Source organism: Streptomyces sp. NBC_00513 (assembly GCF_041431415.1).
GTDB lineage: Bacteria > Actinomycetota > Actinomycetes > Streptomycetales > Streptomycetaceae > Streptomyces.
Genome location: NZ_CP107845.1, coordinates 537,466 through 558,977 on the forward strand (window position 1 = coordinate 537,466; position 21,512 = coordinate 558,977).

At 72.2% G+C, this 21,512-nt stretch carries 19 protein-coding genes; 10 read left to right on the forward strand and 9 right to left on the reverse strand.

Going from position 1 to position 21,512, the window contains the following annotated elements:
• Positions 1 to 276: 276 nt before the first annotated feature.
• Positions 277 to 534: a hypothetical protein gene (locus OHA84_RS02705; protein WP_053676148.1), complete on the forward strand. Its 258-nt coding sequence runs from the start codon at positions 277 to 279 to the stop codon at positions 532 to 534.
• Positions 535 to 907: 373 nt separating this feature from the next.
• Positions 908 to 2,764 carry a copper resistance protein CopC gene (locus OHA84_RS02710; RefSeq protein ID WP_323181953.1) on the forward strand — a complete coding sequence of 619 codons (1,857 nt, stop codon included), beginning with the start codon at positions 908 to 910 and terminating at the stop codon, positions 2,762 to 2,764.
• A gap of 286 nt (positions 2,765 to 3,050) precedes the next feature.
• Here the strand turns inward: OHA84_RS02710 and OHA84_RS02715 are convergent, their stop codons facing one another.
• Positions 3,051 to 3,779, reverse strand: coding sequence for a DUF1775 domain-containing protein (locus tag OHA84_RS02715; protein ID WP_266973666.1), 729 nt, complete (start codon positions 3,777 to 3,779; stop codon positions 3,051 to 3,053).
• Between the two features lie 1,260 nt (positions 3,780 to 5,039).
• Here OHA84_RS02715 and OHA84_RS02720 point away from each other — a divergent pair.
• A complete protein-coding gene (locus tag OHA84_RS02720) occupies positions 5,040 to 5,828 on the forward strand; it encodes an SDR family NAD(P)-dependent oxidoreductase (RefSeq protein ID WP_266973665.1) in 789 nt (262 codons plus the stop codon).
• A 73-nt stretch (positions 5,829 to 5,901) separates the two neighbouring features.
• On the opposite strand, the gene OHA84_RS02725 is transcribed toward OHA84_RS02720, so the two are convergent.
• The 3 genes from OHA84_RS02725 to OHA84_RS02735 form a co-directional block, all read right to left on the reverse strand.
• Complete coding sequence (locus OHA84_RS02725) at positions 5,902 to 7,113, reverse strand: mannosyltransferase family protein (RefSeq protein WP_266973663.1); 1,212 nt, start codon at positions 7,111 to 7,113, stop codon at positions 5,902 to 5,904.
• Positions 7,114 to 7,232: 119 nt separating this feature from the next.
• On the reverse strand, positions 7,233 to 7,670 hold the full coding sequence (locus tag OHA84_RS02730) for a hypothetical protein (RefSeq protein WP_266973661.1): 438 nt from the start codon (positions 7,668 to 7,670) through the stop codon (positions 7,233 to 7,235).
• Positions 7,663 to 8,160, reverse strand: a complete 498-nt coding sequence (locus tag OHA84_RS02735; RefSeq protein ID WP_053676685.1) for a SigE family RNA polymerase sigma factor — start codon at positions 8,158 to 8,160, stop codon at positions 7,663 to 7,665. The genes OHA84_RS02730 and OHA84_RS02735 overlap by 8 nt, the downstream gene beginning before the upstream one ends.
• A 368-nt stretch (positions 8,161 to 8,528) precedes the next feature.
• Between OHA84_RS02735 and OHA84_RS02740 the strand changes: the two genes are divergently transcribed.
• The 4 genes from OHA84_RS02740 (at position 8,529) to OHA84_RS02755 (ending at position 12,015) form a co-directional block, all read left to right on the forward strand.
• Positions 8,529 to 9,200, forward strand: coding sequence for a HEAT repeat domain-containing protein (locus tag OHA84_RS02740; RefSeq protein WP_266974145.1), 672 nt, complete (start codon positions 8,529 to 8,531; stop codon positions 9,198 to 9,200).
• 3 nt (positions 9,201 to 9,203) lie between these two features.
• A complete protein-coding gene (locus OHA84_RS02745) occupies positions 9,204 to 10,208 on the forward strand; it encodes a MerR family transcriptional regulator (RefSeq protein ID WP_266973658.1) in 1,005 nt (334 codons plus the stop codon).
• A gap of 225 nt (positions 10,209 to 10,433) precedes the next feature.
• Positions 10,434 to 10,772, forward strand: a complete 339-nt coding sequence (locus tag OHA84_RS02750) for an STAS domain-containing protein (protein WP_266973656.1) — start codon at positions 10,434 to 10,436, stop codon at positions 10,770 to 10,772.
• A 100-nt stretch (positions 10,773 to 10,872) separates the two neighbouring features.
• On the forward strand, positions 10,873 to 12,015 hold the full coding sequence (locus OHA84_RS02755) for a serine hydrolase domain-containing protein (RefSeq protein ID WP_266973654.1): 1,143 nt from the start codon (positions 10,873 to 10,875) through the stop codon (positions 12,013 to 12,015).
• Positions 12,016 to 12,126: 111 nt separating this feature from the next.
• On the opposite strand, the gene OHA84_RS02760 is transcribed toward OHA84_RS02755, so the two are convergent.
• The 3 genes from OHA84_RS02760 to OHA84_RS02770 form a co-directional block, all read right to left on the reverse strand.
• Positions 12,127 to 13,338 (reverse strand): spore photoproduct lyase family protein, encoded by a 1,212-nt coding sequence (locus tag OHA84_RS02760; RefSeq protein ID WP_266973652.1) that lies wholly within the window; start codon positions 13,336 to 13,338, stop codon positions 12,127 to 12,129.
• A gap of 142 nt (positions 13,339 to 13,480) precedes the next feature.
• Complete coding sequence (locus OHA84_RS02765) at positions 13,481 to 15,160, reverse strand: cryptochrome/photolyase family protein (RefSeq protein WP_323181985.1); 1,680 nt, start codon at positions 15,158 to 15,160, stop codon at positions 13,481 to 13,483.
• 94 nt (positions 15,161 to 15,254) lie between these two features.
• A complete protein-coding gene (locus OHA84_RS02770; RefSeq protein ID WP_266973648.1) occupies positions 15,255 to 15,617 on the reverse strand; it encodes a hypothetical protein in 363 nt (120 codons plus the stop codon).
• Between the two features lie 278 nt (positions 15,618 to 15,895).
• Between OHA84_RS02770 and OHA84_RS02775 the strand changes: the two genes are divergently transcribed.
• On the forward strand, positions 15,896 to 16,339 hold the full coding sequence (locus OHA84_RS02775; RefSeq protein WP_266973646.1) for an IPT/TIG domain-containing protein: 444 nt from the start codon (positions 15,896 to 15,898) through the stop codon (positions 16,337 to 16,339).
• Between the two features lie 33 nt (positions 16,340 to 16,372).
• Here the strand turns inward: OHA84_RS02775 and OHA84_RS02780 are convergent, their stop codons facing one another.
• A complete protein-coding gene (locus tag OHA84_RS02780) occupies positions 16,373 to 19,780 on the reverse strand; it encodes a hypothetical protein (protein WP_266973644.1) in 3,408 nt (1,135 codons plus the stop codon).
• A 46-nt stretch (positions 19,781 to 19,826) separates the two neighbouring features.
• On the opposite strand from OHA84_RS02780, the gene OHA84_RS02785 reads away from it, so the two are divergent.
• The gene (locus tag OHA84_RS02785) at positions 19,827 to 19,970 is read left to right on the forward strand and encodes a hypothetical protein (protein WP_266973643.1); all 144 of its coding nucleotides are present in this window, start codon (positions 19,827 to 19,829) and stop codon (positions 19,968 to 19,970) included.
• A gap of 312 nt (positions 19,971 to 20,282) precedes the next feature.
• Here the strand turns inward: OHA84_RS02785 and OHA84_RS02790 are convergent, their stop codons facing one another.
• Positions 20,283 to 20,795, reverse strand: coding sequence for a PadR family transcriptional regulator (locus OHA84_RS02790; RefSeq protein WP_053676986.1), 513 nt, complete (start codon positions 20,793 to 20,795; stop codon positions 20,283 to 20,285).
• Positions 20,796 to 20,889: 94 nt separating this feature from the next.
• Between OHA84_RS02790 and OHA84_RS02795 the strand changes: the two genes are divergently transcribed.
• On the forward strand, positions 20,890 to 21,444 hold the full coding sequence (locus OHA84_RS02795) for a hypothetical protein (protein WP_266973641.1): 555 nt from the start codon (positions 20,890 to 20,892) through the stop codon (positions 21,442 to 21,444).
• Positions 21,445 to 21,512 lie beyond the last annotated feature (68 nt).

The following is a 21,512-nucleotide window of genomic DNA, read 5'->3' on the forward strand; positions in this document are numbered from 1 at the left end:
GAGCCGGTCAGGGCGCGCGCCGGGCCGCCGGCCGCCGGCCTCCGCGATCACTGTCGTCCCGGCTGCCGCAGCGGGCGGGGCGGACTCCCGCCAGAGGTGGGCATCGGTCTTGTTCCCGGCCGTCGGCCGGGCGCAGGCGACGGCCGGGCGGGTGTCGGCGCCGGTGTGGTGAACCTGTACTCGGATGGCGGCGGGGCGAGTGGCAGCGGTGGCAGTCCGCCGAGTCGCGCCCGACACTCGTTGGCGGGGACGAACCCGAGTGAAGGGCAGCAGCCGATGCCGCAAGCCGAGGAGGAAGGCGTCACCGCACGCCCGACCGGAACGGTGGATCAGCATCGGAGCAGGACCGGACACCTGCGCGCCGTGATCAGGCAGACCAACCTCCTGCCGGCCTTTCTGGTCCTCACCGCCATGACGGTGGCCCTGTGGCTCATGGGCATGCCGTTTCTGCAGGCCCTGACGATCTCCACCGGCGTGAAGATCGCGGTGGCCCTGCTCGAACTCCGTCGTCTTCCCCACCCTCCCGACAACTGACGCGGCCCCTGCCACAGCGCGCGCCCGGCTGCGGGCCCCGACACCGAACGGCCCGCGGTGCGGTCGAGCGGCAGGCCCCCGTCATGACCTCGAAGAGCGGATGCACGATACAGGGAAGACGCGCAAGGCAAGCCTTCCGTACCGTGCTTTAGCCGAAGTTGCTCAACCGGCTCACTTCCACGGCCGGCGGCACTAGGGTCCACATCGCGCCATGAGTCCCAGCCCTGCCAGAGCCAGTCGTGTCGCACAAGGGTGGCTCCATGTTCTGGAGCCACCCTGCACGACCGGGTTCGGACGGCGGTGCGCCGATGACGACCGCCACCCCGGAGACCGCTTCTTCATGCACACTGGATCGCCTCCCACGAGAGCCTCATTGACCGTCCTGGCACTGGTCGCCGCCGTACTGGCACTGATCCTGGGCGGGGCGGGCCCGGCCTCCGCCCACGCCGGCCTCAGTGGCGCCGATCCTGCGGACGGAGCCGTCCTCAAGGCAGCACCGAAGCAGGTCACGCTCACCTTCACCGAGTCGGTCAGCCTCTCCGACGACGCGGTGAGGGTGTTGTCGCCGGACAACGAGCGGGCGAACCCCCGGCCGGCGCAGCGGGTGGACGGCAAGGGGAACACCGCCCGGGTGGAGCTGCCCGGCAAGCTGATCGAGGGTACGTACACGGTGGCGTGGCGGGTCGTCTCGGCCGACGGCCACCCGATCTCGGGCGCGTTCGTCTTCTCCATCGGCAAGCCGTCCGAGACGGCTGCCGTGGTGGTCACCGGTTCACCGGACGACACGGCCGCCGGCCGCCTGTACGGCTTCTTCCGCTACATCGCCTACAGCGGCCTGGCCCTCCTCGTCGGAGCCGTGGCGTTCGTCCTGGTGTGCCTGCCCGGCGCGGGCACGGTTCGCCCGGTGCGCAGGCTGTTGGTGACGGGGTGGGCGGCTCTGGTGGTGTCCGGCGTCGCCCTGTTGCTGCTGCGCGGCCCGTACGAGGCGGCCGGCTCGCTCACGTCGGTGTTCGACCCCTCCCAGCTGGGCCGAACCGTCACCGGGAAGCCCGGGATCGCGCTGATCGCGCGGCTGGCGCTCCTTGCGGTGGGCGTCCTGTTGCTGAAGCGGTTCTCCGGACAACTGGGCCGGCAGGACGAGGACTCGCGGCAGCCAGAGGGCTTCGGTACCGGTGTTCGCGCGATCGGGGCCGCGTTCGCCCTGGGTCTGGCCCTTACCTGGGCCGCCGCCGAGCATGCCTCCGCCGGCATCCAGGTGCCGCTGGCCATTCCCGTCGCGGTGCTGCACCTGCTGGCCATGGGAGTCTGGCTCGGCGGTCTGATCACGCTGCTGATCGTGCTCCGGCGCCGAGCGCCCGACGCCCTCGACGTCCCGGCTTCCGCCATCGGCCGCTTCTCGACGCTCGCTTTCGTCGCGGTCTCCACGCTGGTCGGGACGGGCGTGTACCAGTCCTGGCGGCAGGTCGGATCCTGGGAGGCGCTGTCCACCACGTCGTACGGCCGGACCCTGATCGTCAAGATCGCCGCCGTGATCCTCGTGCTGTGGGCGGCGTCGTTCTCGCGCCGATGGACGGCTCGCCTCGTTCAGGAGGCGCCATCGGCCGCCGAGACGGTGCCGGAGCCCGAGAGGGTGAAGGTCGCACAGACGGTCGGCGCACCGGCCGGCCCGGAGGCAGCAGGTCCCGGTGACGGGCCCGTTGCCCCCGTCGGTGGTGAGCCGTCCGTCTCCGAGGCCGACGGATTCCGGCGCGGGCTGCGGCGTACGGTCGCCGCCGAGGCCGCCCTCGGTGTCGTGGTCCTGGTGATCACGACTCTGCTCACCGGCACGCAGCCCAGCCGCGCCGCCGACGAGAAGGCGTCGGCGGTCACCGTGCAGGAGCCGCAGGCGAAGGTGCTCATGGTGCCGTTCGACATGGGGACGGCGGGCCACCGCGGCACGGTGCAGGTCACGCTGGCGCCGGGCCGGGTGGGCGAGAACACGGTGGAGGCCGTGGTGTACACCGCGGACGGGGGGTTGGCGACCGTTCCCGAACTCCGCCTCACCCTCAACCAGGACGACCTGGACATCGGGCCGCTCGACGCGAAGCTCAAGAATCAGAAGGGGTACTGGGCCGCCTACGACCTGCGACTGCCCGTGCCCGGGGTGTGGACCCTGAACCTCACGGTGCGCACCACCGACATCGACCAGGTCACCGTGCGCGAGACCGTGGACATCACGACGTCCCCGTAGTGCGGTGTCTGTCCCAGGGTTCTGGGATCCCGGGAGGTGTGGGCCGAGTCATCGGGCACGCGTTCTCGGGCGGCATGAGCCGGCGCGGTGGTCGTGGCACCGGTTCTCGGTCAAGGTCCGGCTCGGGGCGCCCCGAGCCGACGGACCGGTGCGCGACCGGTCCTCCCGAACGCGGTGTCAGAGCGACCCACGAGGGACTGCACGACCGGTCTCCGTACCCACGTTGTGCCGACTCGCGGCAGGGGCGGCGCACGGCGCAGGCCGTGCGCCGCCCCTGTGGCCTTGGTCAGGCTCGGCTGCGGCGCAGCCACCAGAAGGTGCCGACACCGGCGATCAGTACGACGGCGGCGATCACGCCGACGATGAGTGCGACGCTGCTGCCCGTATCCTCCTCATTCGTCGCCTGCGCGCTCGCGGCCGCCACGGGAGCGGAGGGGGCCGCCGGTGACGGCTTGAGCGACGGGGCGGCGCTGGGGGTCGGCGAGGCCGACGGGCCGGGGGCGATCGGCTTGGCCCCGGGGGCCGCCGCCTTCAGCTCCAGCCGGGGGGCCGGATTGTCGACCTTCTCACCGTTGGTGGGCACCTCGATCCATCGGGCGATCTTTCCGTCCCCGTAGGTCTCGAGTGTTTTGAACGCGAGGGACTTCTCGTCGGGCAACTGGCGCACCGTGATGCTGTACTCGGCATCCGTGCCGGTGGCCAGGGCGGCACCGCCGATCGCGTACCCGTCGGGAGTGGCCGTCAGCTTCCACTCTTTGGGGGCTTCCTTCAGCGTCACGGCGTCCGGGCTGATGCCCTTCGGGAGGACGACCCGCAACTCCGCGATTCCCGCGGTGTCCGACTCCGCCTCGGAGGTGAAGGACAACGTGACGTTCTCGGCGAGGGCACGCGGGTCGGAGGCCGTGACCTCGGCGTGCGCGGCGGCCGGCCCGGCGGCCGCGCCCACGACGATCAACGCGCCGACGGCCGCGATACCCAGTCTGCGGAGCTGAGCGCGGGTGTGTGATGTGTTCACGATGGAGAGCCCTCTCGGTGCGCGAAGCGGGCGTCACCGTGCAGGTGCACTGCCCGCCAGGATGGGGGGAACGTTTCCCGCACACCCGGCAGGAGGGCCTCGACGTACCAGCGCATGACAGAGCATCGCCGTCACCGTCGGCTGGAGGGCAAGCCCGTTGAGGGATGCGGGTACCGTCCGCAGGCAGGGCCGTACCCATGGTCGACGGTGGAGACCGAAGGCCGCGGCGGCGGCCGCGACAGCCGAGTGGGCCCATCGGTTCACCGTCTCCGGCAGGCGACTGAGCGCCTGGTCCGCGTGGTACATGAGCAAGGCCATCACCCACGCGGCCACGCAATGGGCCGCCGCCATCTCCCACGCGCCGTGGTGCGCCGCGTGCACCGTCTCCGTCAGGCCGTCGTGGGCTTCGGGGTGAGCGTGGGGTGCCGCCTGGGGCACCGAAAGCCCCTGATGCAGGAGCAGTTGAGCGGCGTCGGTGGCCGCCACCACCTGCCACCAAGGCCGGGGCCGCCGGACCACAAGCCAAGAGAGGGCGAAGACGAGCGACGCCCCGACCGACGCGCGCTGCCAGGACACCCACCCCTCCGAGGCCAGTTGATGGGCCACGACGGCCAGAGCCGAGCTGAGCAGGGTGAACACGGCAGCCCGCAGGCACCGTCCGCTTCGCCACACGGGCGGTGGACTGAAACGCATCCCTGTACGAGCTCCGATCATGTCGGGCCCATCATCTGCCGCAGGGGCCGCCATCAGGCCGCAACTGTCAATTGTGGAGCAGTTTTCCGAGCCTGCCGAGAACGCTCGTCTTGTGCGGGTGCGGTCGGAAGTCCTGGCGTCCGCACCGAACGAACGGGCCGGCCACCATCCCGGGCTCCGTCCCGGCCCGGGACGGCAAGGCGCAGCGTGATGTCAGTGCGTCCCGGCACGGCGACCGCGTCCGCCAGGTGCCGTCTCAGCGGGCCGGCAGGTCTGCTGCGAAACCTTCCGAAGCCTCACTGGGAAGGAAAGGCCCCGATGGCGGAACAATTGATGCTCACCCCTTCAGTCGATGGGCAAGTTGCCCGCCGCCCTTTACCCTGACACCGAATCAGCGAGAGGGACAGTCGAGCGACGATCGAGAAGCAGCGCGAACGTCGGAGTCGCCCAGGGCTTGACCCCCGGCGTGGGGGCCACCATCCGGTTCGGACCGGCGACCGGGTACCGGCAGGCGGCCCGGCGGGCAGACGGACACAGCCGCCGAGCGGCAGAAGGCAGGTATCCCCCGTGCTCATCGACCTCTCCGGGAAGACCGCGCTGGTCACCGGATCGACCCAGGGCATCGGCGCGGCCATCGCGTCCGGCCTCGCCCACGCCGGGGCACGGGTGGCCGTCAACGGCCGCACCGAGAAGTCCGTCGACGAGGCGGTGCGGCGCATGAGCGCGGGACGCGGCACGCTGATCGCGGCGCCCGGTGACATCTCGACGGACGACGGCGCGCAGGCGGTGTTCGACGCGGTCCCACAGGTCGACGTCCTCGTGAACAACCTCGGGATCTTCGGCTCGATGCCGGCCCTGGAGATCCCGGACGACGAGTGGCGCCGCTACTTCGACATGAATGTCCTGACGGCGATTCGGATGATCCGGCATTACCTGCCGGGGATGACGGAGCGCTCGTGGGGCCGGATCCAGAACATCGCCAGCGACTCGGCGGTGGTGACTCCCGCCGAGATGATCCACTACGGCATGTCCAAGACCGCCCTCCTCGCCGTCTCGCGCGGCTTCGCCAAGGAGGCCGCCGGGACGGGGGTGACCGTCAACTCCGTCATGGCGGGCCCGACGCACACGGGTGGAGTGGAGGACTTCGTCTACGAGTTGGTGGACCGCGATCTGCCCTGGGAAGAGGCACAGCGAGAGTTCATGCGCACGCACCGTCCCCAATCTCTGCTCCAGCGCCTGATCGAGCCCGAGGAGATCGCGAACATGGTGGTCTACCTCAGTTCTCCCTTCGCCTCCGCGACCACCGGCGGGGCGCTGCGCGTGGACGGCGGCTACGTGGACTCGATCCTTCCGTAGCCGATCCACAGCGAGGCGCCGCGCGACACCGGCCGCGGGGGCGGGCAGCGGGTCCGCGATCCGAGGGCCGGGGTCAGCCGGCCCAGCGACCGGTCAGGAAGGTGATGGCCACCACCACGCCGAGCGGGGCCACGACATACAGGTACACCGCCTGCACGCGCGGCCGTCGAAGGCTCCACCCGGCCAGGGCGATCCACAGCGGCCACCACAGCAGCGTGGAGCGGGGGATCGAGGTGTACCAGTACGAGGTGCCCAGCGCCCACAGGGTGAGGGCGAGGTAGAGCGCCTCGGGCAGTCGGCGTCGGCGGACCAGCAGGGCCAGCAGGACCACGCCGGCCAGGATCGCCAGCAGTTCCGCCTGCGACATCAGCGCGTACCCGGTGGGTTGCGTGTGGTGGAAGGCGGCCTCCCAGGTGTTCGACCAGGCGTCCCAGGGTGCGTGGAAGTCCCGGTACCAGCCGCGTTCCTGAGCGTGTTTCCACGCCATCCAGTCGCCGGTACGGGCCGACAGGAACCAGCCGTAGAGCACGGGGGTGAGGGCGGGCAGCGCCAGCCAGGGAGCCGAGCGCCAGGCGCTCCGATCGCGGACGGTCAGCACGAAGTGGAGCACGAGCGCGGCGGCCAGGAACAGGCCGGTGACCCGTACCGAGCAGGCCAGACAGGTCAGGGCCGCGGCGGCCGGCCAGTTCCCGCGCTGCGCCGCGAGCCACGCGGGCAAGGCCAGCGCCAGGAACAGGGACTCCGTGTAACCGGCCGCGAGGAACACCGCGCAGGGCGAGAGGAGGAAGAACACCGCCGCACGCCGGCCGCCTTCCAGGTCGCGCAGTTGGCGGCGGGCGATCCGTGCGAGCGCGAGGACGGCGACGCCTCCCGCGACGAAGGAGATCAGCGCCCCGGCCGCGGCCCAGTGGGGGACGACCACGTGGACGGCACGCAGGGTGAGGGGGAACCCGGGGAAGAAGGCCTCGCGGTTGTCCCAGCCGACCGTCCACGGGCCGGCGCCGTCCGGGAAGTAGCCGTCCTGGGCTATGTGGAGGTAGTGCCACCAGTCCCACTGCTGCCAGGGGGAAAGCAGCGAGGGCGCCCGCCGGGACTTGCCGTCGGCGGGGAACAGCCAACTCACGGCTCCGGCGGTGATCCAGATCCCGATGCGGGTGAGGACGTAGAGCGACAGCACCTCGCGGTCGGCGGGGCCGAACCGCGGCCGGCGGGGCTTGGGCCGCGGTTCGGCGCGGAAGGGGGGTGCGTGGACGGTGACCGGTCGCGACGGGGTGGAAACGGACATACGGGTACTCCTGAATCGGCTGAGGGCGCGCCGGACCGCCGGCCGAGGCTGCGCGGCCGGTGGGGTGCCGGTGTCCCCGGGCTACCGGGGCGGGTTGGACGGGGTGGGTTGGGCCAGGGTCATCGCGGGGCGGTCGAGGAGGGCGCCACCGTCGATCCCCCGGTCGGAGGGGGCACGGTCGCGTTGGGCAGCACGGGGTCGGTGGTGCGGGCGGTGGGCGGGGGGCTCGGCCGCCGGGACGAGGTGGCCGACGAACTCGGTGGGGGGGTCGGTGTCGAGGACGGGGGCGGCGCCGACGACGGGGACGGGGTCAGCAGGGGCGACGGGGTGGTCGCCGGCAGGTTCCCGCTCCCCCCGTCGGGCAGCAGCCCGGCCACCGCGGCGCCCGAACCGGCGACGACGAGGCAGGCCGCGACGGCGAGTCCGGCGATCCGGCGCCGCCGGGCCCGCTCCCCGCGCCGGGCGATGACGGAGACGGGGGCCAGGGCGGTCCCCTCTTGCCCGGCGGAGGCCGCTTCCTGGAACAGCGACCGCAGTGGATCGTTGGAATCAGGCATCGGGAGCCTCCTCAATGCGGGGGTCCTGCAGATGGCGGGAGAGGGTGGCGCGGCCCCGGGACAAGTGGGTCTTGATCGTGCTTGGGGACAGGGAGGTCTCGGCGGCGATCTGCTCGACCGTCAGGTCGCACACGTAGTGCAGGACCATGGTCCGGCGCTGTTTCGGCGGCAGGTGCCGCAGCGCCTCCACCAGGGCCACCGCCTCGGGTCCCGGACCGTCCACGTGCCCGGCGGGGGCGGTGCGTTCCCAGGCGTCGGCGGTACGCCTCCGGCCGCGCCAACGGCTCACCGCGAGCCGCCACGCGACGGTACGGATCCAGGCTTCGGGCCGCCCCTCACTGTCCAACTGCCTGCGCCGGCCCCACCCCTTCACGAACGCTTCCTGCACCACGTCCTGCGCTTCGTGGTGGTCGCCGAGCATCACGTACAGCTGTCCTGTCAGCCGTCCCGCCGCCTGCGCGTAGAACTCTTCGAACTCCTCGACCGTCAAGAATCACTCCCGCAATCACTCCCGCGTCCACGTATCCCTCCCACCGGGAATACGCCCGCCGCACCGCATCCGGTCTACACCGGACGTCGAGCAGTCTTGTGAGTGGTGTCACACGAGCCCTCGGGGACACGCGGCCGGACGGCCGACCTCGCCCGCTCGGCAGAGCACGAGGCGGAGGGGGCCGGGAGCGTTCACTCCGCAGCATGCCCGGGGCGAGCGTCGAGGCCGTCCCGTGTCGGGAGCGCTGCTCCTCCGACGCCGTTTCGGCTCGGGCCTCCTCGCGGCCGGGTGCTCCCGTCCCCGCGCGGGTCCTGCTTGACCTTGACACGGTGACAAGGCCTTCACTGTTGGCCAAGGAGGTGGTCTTGATGACGATCACGAGACAGGACACGGATGGGCACCGAGCGCTTCAGGAGCTGGAGGACGACCGTTCGTCCGTACGATTGCGTGCTGCTCTGGCGATCGGAACGGCGCCCGACCCGCGCTTCGTGGACACGCTCGTCGAGCGCTGCGCGATCGAACCCGACTTCTTCGTCCGCGACATGTTGACCTGGGCGCTCACCCGCCACCCCGTGGCCGTGACGCTCCCCGGGCTGGTGCGCGAGGTCCGCTCGGGGCGGGCGCAGGCACGGAGTCAGGCGCTGCACACACTGTCCAAGATCGGGGATCGGCGGGCGTGGCCGGCGATCACGCGGACACTGTTGTCCGATGCCGACGACGAAGTGGCACGGAGCGCCTGGCGGACAGCGGTCGTGCTCGTTCCCGAAGGCGAGGAGGCGGGCTTGGCCGAGGTGCTGGCGACTCAGCTCGGGCGTGGTGAGCGGGAGACGCAGTTGAGCCTGAGCCGGGCACTGGTCGCGCTGGGTGAAGCCGTCGCGCCGGCCCTGCGTGCGGCGACGACGGCCCCCGACCCGCGCGTGCGCGTGCACGCGCTCGCCACACAACGGTTGAGGCGCGACCCGGACGCCGGGTTCGAGTACGCGATCGAGGAGGCGAAGCGCGTCGTGGCCCTCGGCGGATCCGGTCAGGAGGGACGATAGGGCGTGTTGATCGGTGAGGTGGCGCGGCGGTCCGGGGTCAGTGCCCGGATGCTCCGGCATTACGAGTCGCTCGGTCTGGTGCGTCCTTCGGGGCGTACGGGGTCCGGGTACAGGGAGTATTCCGGGGCGGACGTCCGGCGGATCTTCCACATCGAGAGCCTGCGGTCGCTCGGGATGTCGCTGCGTGAGATCGGGCGCGCTCTCGACGATCCCGGCTTCACGCCCTCGGTGCTCGTCGGCGACCTCATGGCTCAGTCGCGCGAACGCATCGCGGCCGAGACCGAGCTGCTCACGCGGCTGCGCCGGATCGACGCCGCGGATCCCACCGGCTGGGAGGACGTCCTCCAGGTCGTCGCACTCCTCCAGGCCCTGGGTTCGAAGAGCGCCGGAGCGCGCCAACGCGCGGCCCTGTCCTCGGCCAACGAGGCTTCACCTCCGGTGGAGGCCCTGGTCGAGGCGGCGCTGCGCGAGGCGGATCCGCACGTCGCCGGTGCCCTTCGATGGGCGCTGGCTCGATCGGGCGACGCCGGGCCGGCGTTGTTGGCGGGGGGCCTCGGTTCACCGGTGGCGGCGGTGCGGGAACGCGCCGTCCAATCCCTGGCCGCGTTTCCCGGAGGTGAGGCCACCGCGCAACTGCGGCAGGCTCTCCTTCACGACGACCTCGTGGTCCGCGGGCATGCGGCTCTGGCACTCGGGGCACGTGGCGTGGTCGATGCGGCCCCGACACTCATCGACATGGTCGTGGAGGGAAGGAACGACACCGATGCGGCCGACGCGCTGAGCGTGTTGGCGGGCGACACCGCGACGGCGGATCGGATCGCGGCCGGGCTCGTCGAGCGCCTCGCCGTCGACACCACGGGGGCGCCCGCACGCGGACGGTTGACCCAGGCGTTGGCGGACATCCCGGGCAGCAGGGCGTCACGTGCCCTTGTGGAACTGTCGGATGACGAGGACCCTGCCGTGGCACTGACCGCGGCGTACCTTCTTCAACGGCGCGAAGCACGATGACGCAGACCACGAATCCCCCGGACACCATCCCCGCAACCCGCTTGACCGGCATGGGCTTGGCCACCGGCACGGCCTCGGCCAGGGGGCGCGACCGAGCACATCGGTCGCGCCCGCCGGTCACCTGACCCGAGGCGTCAAGCCGACGGACCGGCCGACGAACAGCCCGCGCGGAGCGCCCTTCTCGGGGCAGACTGTCGGCCACCCCGAGGGCACTAGGGTGGAAGCATGGATGATCCACTGGACCCCCTCCCGCCCGTGGGGTTGGAGAGTGAAGAGCAGCACGTCGTCATCAGGGTCGGGGGTGAGATGGACCTGGATCGGGCGCCCATGTTGCAGGAAGCCCTTCACTCGATGATCACCCGGCCCGACTGCCCGGCCGAGATCGTGGTGGACCTGAGCGAACTCACCTTCTGCGACTCCTCCGGCCTCAATGCCCTCATCCAATCGCGGCGCACCGCCCAGGAGAACGGCCGGCGCATCAGCCTGCGCGCCCCTTCCCCACAGATCCTCCAGCTGCTGGAACTCACCGGTACCGAGAACCTGTTCCCCCTCACGGACACCTGACCAGCCCGAACCCCACCCGGAGGCCGAGGCGGCCACACCGGGCGCCTTCCCCAGCGACTCCGCCCTGAGCCGCGCCCCCTTCTCAGAGGAAAGGCAAGCGATGCCCGCAGCCGTCCGTGTCCAACAGTCGAGCGGAGACTGGGAGTCGGTCATCTCGCGTTTCCAGGAGCTCGTCGACACACAACGCGAGCCCGGCGGCTCGCTGGCGATCTGGCGCGACGGGGCTCCCGCCCTCGTCGTGCACGGCGGCAGCGCCGACGTCGCACGAGAGGTGCCCTGGAGCGCCGACACCCTCGTGCAGGTCTTCTCCACCGGGAAGCCGCTGGTCGCGCTCGCCGCCCTGCAGGCTGTCGCCGACGGCCACCTCGGCCTCGACGAGCCCGTCACCGCGCGCTGGCCCGCCTACCGCGACGCGCCGGCACATCCCACGACCCTGCGCATGATCCTCAGTCACCGCTCCGGCAAGCACACGTTCTCACCCGCCGCCGCCGGGCTCGACCCCCGCGACCACGCCGCGCTCGTACACGACCTCGAAGCCATGGAACCTCGGACCGTGCCGGGTCAGGTCATCGCCGAGCACGCCTCCACCTACGGCCACCTCGTCGACGGGCTCCTCGCCGCGGTCGGCGCCCCCTCGGTCCGCGCACACACGGAAGCCCTGTCCGGCGTGCTCGGCGCACGCCTCAGATTCGGCGTGCACCCCCACGAGCTCCCGCTGGTCGCCGAACCCGAGCCCATGGGTACCGAATGGACCGATTCCCACCTCGCCCACGAACTCGGTCGCGCCGCCCTGCTGCGCCCCGCCGGCCTCCTCGATGCCGACACCCTGCGCAGTCCGTCCTGGCACCAGGCTCGCTTCGGCGCCGTCGGTCTCATCACGGATGCCACCTCACTGGCGAGCCTCTACGACGACCTCGGCCGGCCCGACGGCCACGTCGCACGACTCCTCGGCGGGGAGCTCTGGTCCGAACTGTTCCGCACCGCCGCCACCGGCACCGACGGCTTCCTGCGCGACACCGTCCGCTGGTCCCTCGGCTTCCAGATCGACGACAACGGCGACCTGGGCATGGGCGGTATCGGCGGCAGCTGCGCCTGGTACTCCCCCGCTCACGGCTACGCACTCGCCTACGTCACACGCGGTCTGCACACGCACGACCGTGTCACGCATCTGGCCGACGCCGTCGAAAGCACACTCCGCGCGGACCACGGGGCCCCTGCCTTGCAGGAGCGCACGGAGGGCTGACCCGATCCCCTTCCCCTCGGACCGGTGAGCCCGCCCACTCCCGGGAGCGTGCCGCGCGCTGCGGCGAACCCGCTTCTCCGGGCACCGCCCGAACGACGCGGTGCGGACCCTTCAGAAGGCGTACCGGATCCTCAGCCACGGGGCGTGGGCGGCGACGAGCGTGCGCATCGTCTCGACGGCCTCGGCCTTGACGCCGCCCCGGTAGCGGACGTTCAGGCTGCCGTTCTGGGAGCGCTTGGGCTGCTGGAGGTCCGGCCGCCACAGGGCCTCCTCGGCGCGCGGGTGCCAGCCGAGGTTGAGGTCGTGAAGGTCCTTGTTGTGCGTCAGCATGATCACCTCGGCGGCCGCCTGCTCCTTCACCGCACGGGGCAGCACGTCGTCCATGTGCCGCAGCAGGAGGGACCAGTCCCGCTCCCAGTCCGGGCGCAGGACGACGGGCGAGAGGTTGAAGTGGACCTCGTACCCCGCTTCGAGGAAGTCCCCGGCCGCGGCGATCCGGTCCCTCACCGGGCTGGTGCGGATGTCGAGCAGTGTGGAGTCCTGCTGTGGCATGACGGAGAACCGCACCCTGGTACGGCCGCGCGGGTCCAGCAGGAGGAGGTCCGGGTTGACGAACTTGGTGGCGAAGGAGGCTTTGGCGGATGGCCGGCGCGCGAAGGCTCGGATCAGGTCGGCGACGTTGTCGCTGATCAGGGCGTCGACGGAGCAGTCGCTGTTCTCACCGATGTCGTAGACCCAGGCGGTCGGGTCGCATTGGTTGGCCTCGGTCTTGGGGCCGAGGCGCGCCATGTGCCGGGAGAGGTGGGCGATGATGCGCTCGATGTTGGTGAAGACGGTGAGCGGGTTGGCGTAGCCCTTGCGGCGCGGGACGTAGCAGTAGGCACAGGCCATGGCGCAGCCGTTTGCCGGGCCGGGGGCGATCCAGTCCGCGGAGCGGCCGTTGGGCCGGGTGGTGAGCGTCTTCTTCTCCCCCAGGACCAGGGTCTCGCTCTTGATCCGGACCCAGCGGTCGACGTTCCCCGCGTTGCCGTGGAGCTCCGGGATCCCCCAGTGCGAGGCGACGGGAACGACTTCGGCATCGGGGAAGCGGGCGAGGATCTCCCTGCCGCGCGGGGAGGCGGCGGCAGCGGGCTCGGCGTGGACGGCCCGTACGGACAGCAGTCGGCGCGCGGCCGGGGAGTCGCGGAACAGCGGGCCGGCGTCCGCCGGACGGTGTCTCTCCTGACCCGTGTCGATGTCCTCCAGAGCGAACAGGGCGTCCGCGTCGTCCGGGTGCTCGTCCGGGTGCTCGTCCGGTCGGCCCGCGTGCGGTCGGGCGCCCATGTGCGTCTCCTGCGGGATCTTCGCGGTCGGCCCCGTGAGGGCTGTGGGGAGGCGGGAGACCGGGCGACGTGCACCGGGACGACCCGCCTGACATTCCACTGTAGGCGGCCCGGTGCGCCGGTGAGACACACCCGGGGCTTCCTCAGGGCGGGGCGTCCCCCGTGTCGCGGTGCGCCCGGATGACCTGCGCCACGTCGCCCAGCCGGTCCAGCCCGCGCACGGCCTGCGCCGTGCGCGGGTTGTCCGCCAACCGTGCGCGGTGCCGGTTCAGAAAGGACCAGTAGCCGACGGTGTAGGGGCAGGCCCGGTCTCCGGTACGGTCCGCGGGTCGGTACCGGCAGCCCCCGCACAGGTCGCTCATGCGGTGGATGTAGGCGCCGCCCGAGGTGTAGGGCTTGGTGGTCATCAGCCCGCCGTCCGCGTACTGCGACATGCCCACCACGTTGGGCAGCATCACCCAGTCGTATCCGTCGACGAAGCAGCGGTGGAACCAGTCCGTCACCTCGGCCGGGTCCCAGCCCTGTTGCAGGGCGTGGCTGCCGAGGATCATCAGCCGGGGGATGTGATGCGTCCACCCCGTGTCCCGGACCTGCGCCAGCACGGTGGACAGGCAGCGGGCCCCGAGCGCGTCCGCGTCCAGTTCCGTGAACCAGGTGGGCAGCGGCGCGGTGTGGCGCAGTTCGTTCCGGTGTCGGTAGTCCTCGCCGAGGTGCCAGTACAGGTTCCACACGTACTCGCGCCAGCCGCAGACCTGCCGGACGAACCCCTCCGCGCTGTTGAGCGGGACGTGTCCGGCCCGCCACGCGTCCTCGGCCCGGCTCACGCACTCCCACGGATCGAGGAGCCCGAGGTTGAGGGAGGAGGACAGCAGGCTGTGGCTCATCACGGGGTCGGCGGCCAGCATGGCGTCCTCGTGCGCGCCGAAGCCGGCGAGGCGGTGCGTGACGAAGTGGTCGAGCGCGGCCAGTGCCTCGCGGCGGCTCGCGGGAAAGAGCCGCGGGCCGTCGCGGCCCACGAAGGTGACGCCCTCCTCCCGTTCCCAGCGGTCCAGGTCTCGCCGGACTCCTTCGTCGATCTCGTCCTCGCGGGGGCGGTACGGTGCCGGTGCGCCCAGGGTGGTCTCGCCGCGAGGTGGAGGTTCGCGGTTCTCGTGGTCCAGGTTCCACCGGCCGCCCGCCGGTCGGTCGCCGTCCATGAGGATGTCGTGGGTGCGCCGGGTGTGTTCGTAGAGGTTCTCCTGGAGCAGCCGCCCCTTCTGCCGTGCGGCCCACTCGCCGAACTCCCGGTGTCCGACGAGGAACCCGCGGGCGGGGTGGACGGTGACCTGCGGCAGCGAGTCCACCAGGGTGAGGGCGGCGCGGGAGGTGGGGTGGTGCACGGAGACGGGTGCGTCGCCCACGGCCCGCGCGAGGCCTTCGCGATAGGTCTCCGCCTCGACGTACTGGGCGCTCCCGCCGAGGTCGGCCGCCCGGTGGCGCATGGCGCTGAGGACCAGATGGGCCTTGGCCCGGTGGAACCGGCGCCGGCGGAAGACCGCCCGGGACTCGATCAGCAGCCACCGGGTGTTCCTCGGCGTCCCGCCGGCGGCGGTGGCGGTGAAGTGTGGGCCGAGCTGGTCGCCGAACAACCAGTGCACTGGACTCATGGCGGCATCCAACCAACTCGGCAGGAGCGCGGGACGGCTGACACGACCGCCCGCCCTCGCTCGGGTGCGCCTCAGTACGCCTGCGGCAAGGGACAGCAGAGTGGACTTGCCGGCCCCGTTGGGGCCGACCAGGGCGCATATGCGGCCGGTGGGGAGCCGTAAGGAGCAGTCCCGCAGGGCCCAGCCGCCGCGTCGATCCCGGCTGTCAAGAGGGGGCCTCGCGGCGACGTCAGGGCTGTGACATCAGGGGGGTGACGTCACGACTGCGACCTCACGGCTGCGACGTGACGTGGTCGATCACCCGCTTGAACTCCTCGGTGGGCGAGAAGTCCACGTACTCCACGTCCTCGACCGCTTCCGGAGCGTGGCCCGGGGCCCAGTAGAAGGCCTCCCCTGCCGTGTAGTCCCGCGAGCCCTCCTTCGTGTGCATCCTGAGCGTGCCCTTGAGCAGATAGCCCCAGTGGGGGCACTGGCACAGGTCGTCCGGCAGCCCCTTGAGCGCCGGAGCCATCTCCATCCCCTCGGAGAGGCGCATGAAGGCGACGGAGAAGCCACCGCCGATCTCCTGCGAGCGCAACTCCACGCCCTCGCCCGCGATGGCCACGGGGGCCTGGTCACGCGTGGTCGCCGTCATGGTTCCTCCACGGCTTTCGGTCCCGCCGTCCCGAGAATTCCCGCCCGCTCCCAGTCTCCTCCGGCCTCGCCCGGCCTGCTCGGTGTGCGCCGCTCACGGGCCCGCCGGGCCGACGACAGTTCCGTCATGGCACCGATCAGTAGGGACGGGAATGTCCCCGCTCCTACCGAATCACTCCGACATCAGCTGTTTGTTCTGGATTCACGCGGTATGACTTCCCCATCATGGGAACGGGCTCGGGCTCTCCGGTCCCACCTCATCCGCCGGAAGGCTCCGCCATGGCACTTGCCCACCGCCGCATCGCGCTCCTGCTCGCCGCGCTGTCCCTGTGTACCCTGCCGCTGGTCCAGTCCGCCCCGCGCGCCGAGGCCGCCGGGCCCCCGCACTGCGCCCCCGGCACGCTCCCCGTTCGCCCCGGCTCCCCGAACGGGGCCGCGCAGGGGCAGCTCGTCGCACTCCAGCCGGACACCGGCCCCCGAGCCGGCGGCACGCAGGTCACCCTTGTCGGCGCCAACCTCGCCCCCTACACCCGGGTGCTGTTCGGCACCGTGACACCCGACGGCTGCTTCACCGGCCGGGAAGCCACGGACGTGGTGGCGCTCAGTGACACCACCCTCATCGCCGTCGCCCCCGAGTGGCCCGCGGCGGCCACCGTGTCCGTCTACGCGGCCACCCCCTGCGGGCGGCTCACCAACGCGCTCCCCTTCACCTACCTCGACTGAGCCCTCCCCCCACGCGTCCGCGATCGTGGGGTCTCAGCTCCCGCCCAGGACCGTGGCGTACGCCGCCTCCCCGACCTCCCGCTCCGGGTGGCGGCGCAGTTCGACGATGGCCGCACGGCAAGCGTCGGGCCAGTTCTGCCGGATGCCGAGGGCTCTGGCGAGGCCCAGGGCGAGGAGGCCTTCCACCACACCACCCCGGCCGCTCAGGACACGCACCGCGGCGAGCGCGGCGGCGGGATCGGCGAGCGGATCGCCGTATCGGTGTCCGTCCTCCAGCTCCTTGGCGACCCGTACCGCGAGGACGGGGCGACCCTCGACCGCAGCGGTCAACTCGGCGAGCGTAAGCAGTAGTTCGGGCTCGGCCGACTCCAGGTCGATCGCCCGCACGAGAAGAGCGGTACGGGCGGCGGTGACCGCCGGTTCGGGCGTCAGGCGCCGGGCCAGGACCGCGCACATCCGGCGGTCCCTGATCGACGAGCCGACGAGGGACTCCAGGCGACGGCGTGCCGGTAGATCCCCGCCGCGCCCGCCGCCCTCCGGCTCGCCGGCCGCGATCAGCGCGAGGAGCCGGTCCACGACGCCGCGCAGCAGACTGCCGGGCTCCACACCTCCGATCGGGTGCGGCAGTTCGGACTGGGCCAGTCCGGTGAGTGCCTGCCTCACCCCCGAGAGACTCAGTGGCGAGGCGAGGTCGGTGTAGACGTCCGCCAGCGTCGTACCGGCCGCAGGCGTGTACCGCGCCCAGTCACGGAGGCTGAACAGCGCCTGGTTTGCCGCCTGTTCCTCGGCCAGGAAGGGCAGTCCGGCGATGAGTTCCCCGTACCGCGGCCGGTGGGCGGGGGCCAGATCCGCCGGGTTCAGGTCCAGGAGCGTCCGCCTGGCCGAGTCCGGTCCGTCCGTGGCCGCCGACTCCAGCAGCGCCCACATCTCCTCGGCCGGCAGCAGCGTCGCGGCCAGGCCGACGACGGTGGCGTGGACGTCCGGATGGACGCCCGGGGTACGGCCCACCGCGGACAGCAGCGCGGTGGCGGCGCCGGGGGGCAGGTGGAGGGCGGCGAGTCGGGCGGCCGCCTTGCGGACGGTGACCTTCACCCCGCTTTCGCGGGTCAGGACGTCACGGAGCAGGGCGGCGATCCGCGTGGGTCGGGCATGGGCGGCGGCTCGGCCGGCCGCGGACCAGGCGGCCGCGGCCCGGTCGTCGCCGGCGTGTTCGAGCATGGTGCCGAGGGTCGAGGCCGGGTCGTCCGTGTGGGCGGCCGCGTCCAAGGCGGCTGCCGCCAGGACGGGTTCGGCAAGGCCGGCGGGGGCGGTGTACCGCTGGAGCAGGGCCCGCCCGTACTCCGGTACGGGGGCCACGGCACGGAGCAGTGCGGCGCGTTCGTCCAGACCCCGGCCGGGATCGGCGAGGGCGGCCTCGGCGAGCCGGACCGCGACCTGCTGTTGCCGGGGCAGCCACCGGTCGGCGTGTCGGAACGGGGGCAGGGGGCGGGGAGTTCCGGCCGTGGGGAACCGGCCGCCCGGGGGCGGGATGTCGGACAGCGCGAGGTCCAGCAGGTCGGTGCGCTCCGCGGCGAGGACGGCGAGGACGGGAGGGAGGAAGACCGCGGAGGGCTCTCGCGCCAGTAGTTCGGCCACGCGGTCGCCGCGGGTCTCCGGCGGGGCCAGCCAGGCCGCGGCGACCTTGCCGAAGTGCTCGTCCGGGCAGGTGCGCAGGGCCTGTTCGAGGCGGTCCCGGAGTTCCGGGATCCGGTGGGCGCGGCGTCCCCAGGACGTGACCAGCGCGAGCAGGGGTGCGACGTCCCCGCAGACGGCGGCCCGGTCCAGCCGCGGGCCGAGTGCGTCCAGGACGGCGACGACCCCGCTGCCGCTCGGCTCGGTGCCCGGACTTCCGAGTTCCACCGTGCCGGTGTGTGCGGTCAGTGCCTCCACGAGGCGTACGGCCGTCTGCGGTGCGGCACCGCCGGCGGCGAGCAGGTTCACGGCCAGGGTCCGGATCTCGTCCCGGGTACCGGGCGAGCAGTCCCGTGCCCGCAGCGCGTCCAGGCACAGCCGTTCCATCGAGTCGGCCCCCGTGCCGCCCCCGGTGGGCGCGTCGACACCGAGGGCCGCCGCGATCAGGGGTGTCGGCAGGCAGGCCAGGGCGGACAGAGCCTCCCCGCGTACGGGGTCGCGCTCGTTGGCCAGCCGACCCGCGGCCAGTGCGAGGATCTCCGCGATCTGCTCCGGATCATGGGTGTGGGCGGCGTTGACGACCAGCCGGTCCCAGATCGTCCCGCGCTCCTCGGCGTCACCCGTGCGCAGTGCGGCCAGGAGTTCGGGGCGGGCCTCGGCGGGCGGCAGCAGGGCGAGGTGGCCCTGGATCTCCCAGCTCGAACCGGGTTCGGCGCGGAGTCCTTCGAGCGCGGCACGGACCCGTGTGTACCGCTCGGCGGGCGGCAGCAGGCCGAGCACCCCCTCGTGCGCGCGGACGTTCGGGTACGTGTCGCCTGCGGCGACGACCGCGTCCACGAACTCGGGTCGGCGCGCCGGTGGCACCGACCGCAGCAGAACGCCGAAGGCGTTCCGGTGGAACCACCGGGCGCCCAGCTTGGGCAGGGACGGCGGGTCCGCCGCCACCAACTGCTTCATGACCGCCCGGCCTGGTGTGCGTTCCCTCCGCGCGGCCCCCCGGTCGGCGGCGACGAGCCGACGCACGACGCGCTCGGCGTCCACCGCGACGAGGTCGCCCAGCCGGTCGTGCACCGGACCGGGCAGATTGCCGGGGCCGTACCGCTCCAGCAGGTCCAACACCCGCTCCGGCGCGGCGGTCAGGGCGGCGGCGAGCGCGGCCGCGTGCCGCGTCCACCAGGCGTCGCGCAGCCACTCGGGGAGGTCGCCGAGTTCCCGTTCCGCGTGGTCGAGGACGGCGAGGGGGTGGCGGGTGGTCAGCGTGCCCCAGTCCTCGAACGCGAGCGCCCCGGCGAGTTCGGGCAGCAGTCGCGCGGTGAACTCCGTCGAACAGCCGGGCAGCAGGCGGGCCGCGTCCCGGTCGCCGTACTCGGTGCGCACCCGCGGCACCAGTCGCTCGGCGAGTTCGGGCCGCCGCCCGTCGCGCAGCAGTCGTGCGAGGTCGGCGCGGACCACGGCGGGCGCGTCGTCGTACGCGGCCTCGACCGCGGCGTCCGGTACGGGCAGCCGCCGGGCGCCGCGCAGCGCGTACCGGCGGACCACCGGGTCGGGGTCACCGAGCCGGTCCGCCAAGTGCCCCAGGTCTTCGCCGGTCAGCGCCGCCAGCGCGGCGAGGCGGCGCTCGTACGGACCGAGCGCATCCAGATCGGCGAGCAGGGGCCGCAGTTCGCCTCGGGCGGCCAGCCGGTGGGCGGTGACCGCTGTGGTCCGGAGTCGGGCGGCGTGGGGCAGGTTTTCGAGAACGGCGAGCAGGTCACCGGCAGTGGAGATCATCGCGGGCATTGTGTCTGATGGAGTGACCGCGCCGCATGGATTTTCGATGCTCGCCGACGGATCCGCCAACGGGTCCGCCCGCTCCGAGCGGGTCGTGGCCGAGCGCGGTGAGCGGCCGGAGCGGGACCACCCGCAACAGCCGACGAATCCGAGGCCGATGGGCCGTGCTCCGGCGATGGAATCCGTGTGAGACGTGGCGGCAACCTCATCCGGCTTCGGCGTCCTACCCGCGTGAGGAGAACAATCGGAGTGATCGCGTTGGCGGCAGTGGTGGCTGCCCTGGGCATGACCGGGGTGGCGCGGGCGGACAGCCCGCGCGCCGGCCGGTGAGGTCCTTCCGATCGTGAACGACCGCCCGCGTTCGTCGGCGGTGGTTCCGATCGAGTGCGTCCAGCCGGTGTCGGGCGGCGCCGGCTGGACGCACAGGCGATGAGACGGTTGCGACGAGTAGCACGCGCCGGGCCGGCCGTACGCATGACACCCGCCACACCCCCCGCCGGTTTCAGCGGATCTGGCCGGCGGCCCACCGGGCCCATTCGCGGCGCATGGCGTTGAAGCGCAGGCCGTACTCCAGGGCGATCCTGCCGTTCACCGACAGCGGGTCGTCACCCCACTCGATGGAGTCGGCCAGCCGGCGCAGGGCCTCGTGCTCCTGTTCCGACATCTCCATCAGGCCGGTGAGGTAGTCCCGCGCCTGGTCGGGGGTGATCACGTCGAGGAAGAAGACCCGCAGCAGGATGTCGCTGCGGGTGTTGCGCTGCGGCGCGGTCCGGGTCAGCCAGTGGCGCAGCTCGACGAGGCCCTCGTCGGTGAGGGTGTACTCCTTGCGGCCTCGCGCGCCCGCCGCCGACACGGTGATCAGCCCGGCTTCGGCGAGCTTGGTCAGCTCCGTGTACATCTGGCTCTGGGTGGCGGGCCAGACGTTGGCCAGCGAGGTCTCGAAGCGCTTGAGCAGGTCGTACCCGCTGGCCGGGCGCTCTGACAGGAGTCCGAGAAGGGCGTGTCGAAGGCTCATTCCCCGAGCTTACATTCCAGTCTTGACATGTCGAGAGTAGACCTTCTAGTTTTGACATGTCAGAACAGGAATAACGAAGAGCCCGGGGGCTTCGATGTCGTACGTACGCACCTTTCTGCCGTGGATCGTCTTCGCGGTGTTCCCGTCCACCCAGTGGCAGTGGGGCGCGCTCGCCGGACTCGTGGCGGCCATCGCCGTGACCGTCCAGCAGCGACGGGCCGGTGCCGCTCTCGACGCGCTGATCATCGAGATCGGCTCGGCGGTGTTCTTCGCGGTGCTGACCGGCATCGCCTTCGCCGACCCGCACTCCCCCGTGCACGGCTACTCGGCGGCCCTCTCCTCGGCCACGCTCGCCCTCATCGCCGGCGTCTCGCTGCTGGTGGGCAAGCCCTTCACTTCGGGCATCGCCAAGCGCAGCACCCCCCGCGAGGCATGGGGGCTGAGGCCGTTCATCCGGGCGAACACCGTCATCACCGGCGCGTGGACCACCGCCTTCGCCGTCACCGCCGTCGCGCTCGCGGCCCTCGCCCACGCAGGCCAGGGTCACTCGGCGGCCGCCACACTCGTCCAGGCCGCCGGGTTCGTCCTTCCCATGCTGTTCACGGTCCGCCACGTCGCCGCCGTCCAGGCGAAGACCGGCGCCCGCTGACGCCCGGCCCGTTCAGGTGCCGCGGGGGCTCACGGACCTCCCCCGGCGTGTGGGCATCCGGGGCGGGG

Bases quoted from the DNA above. Each gene is read 5' to 3' on its own strand.
- OHA84_RS02705 (WP_053676148.1), top strand. From the start codon at position 277: ATGCCGCAAGCCGAGGAGGAAGGCGTCACCGCACGCCCGACCGGAACG.
- OHA84_RS02725 (WP_266973663.1), bottom strand. From the start codon at position 7,113: ATGTCCGTTTCCACCCCGTCGCGACCGGTCACCGTCCACGCACCCCCC.
- OHA84_RS02730 (WP_266973661.1), bottom strand. From the start codon at position 7,670: ATGCCTGATTCCAACGATCCACTGCGGTCGCTGTTCCAGGAAGCGGCC.
- OHA84_RS02740 (WP_266974145.1), top strand. From the start codon at position 8,529: ATGACGATCACGAGACAGGACACGGATGGGCACCGAGCGCTTCAGGAG.
- OHA84_RS02750 (WP_266973656.1), top strand. From the start codon at position 10,434: ATGGATGATCCACTGGACCCCCTCCCGCCCGTGGGGTTGGAGAGTGAA.
- OHA84_RS02755 (WP_266973654.1), top strand. From the start codon at position 10,873: ATGCCCGCAGCCGTCCGTGTCCAACAGTCGAGCGGAGACTGGGAGTCG.
- OHA84_RS02760 (WP_266973652.1), bottom strand. From the start codon at position 13,338: ATGGGCGCCCGACCGCACGCGGGCCGACCGGACGAGCACCCGGACGAG.
- OHA84_RS02770 (WP_266973648.1), bottom strand. From the start codon at position 15,617: ATGACGGCGACCACGCGTGACCAGGCCCCCGTGGCCATCGCGGGCGAG.
- OHA84_RS02775 (WP_266973646.1), top strand. From the start codon at position 15,896: ATGGCACTTGCCCACCGCCGCATCGCGCTCCTGCTCGCCGCGCTGTCC.
- OHA84_RS02780 (WP_266973644.1), bottom strand. From the start codon at position 19,780: ATGATCTCCACTGCCGGTGACCTGCTCGCCGTTCTCGAAAACCTGCCC.
- OHA84_RS02785 (WP_266973643.1), top strand. From the start codon at position 19,827: ATGCTCGCCGACGGATCCGCCAACGGGTCCGCCCGCTCCGAGCGGGTC.
- OHA84_RS02790 (WP_053676986.1), bottom strand. From the start codon at position 20,795: ATGAGCCTTCGACACGCCCTTCTCGGACTCCTGTCAGAGCGCCCGGCC.
- OHA84_RS02795 (WP_266973641.1), top strand. From the start codon at position 20,890: ATGTCGTACGTACGCACCTTTCTGCCGTGGATCGTCTTCGCGGTGTTC.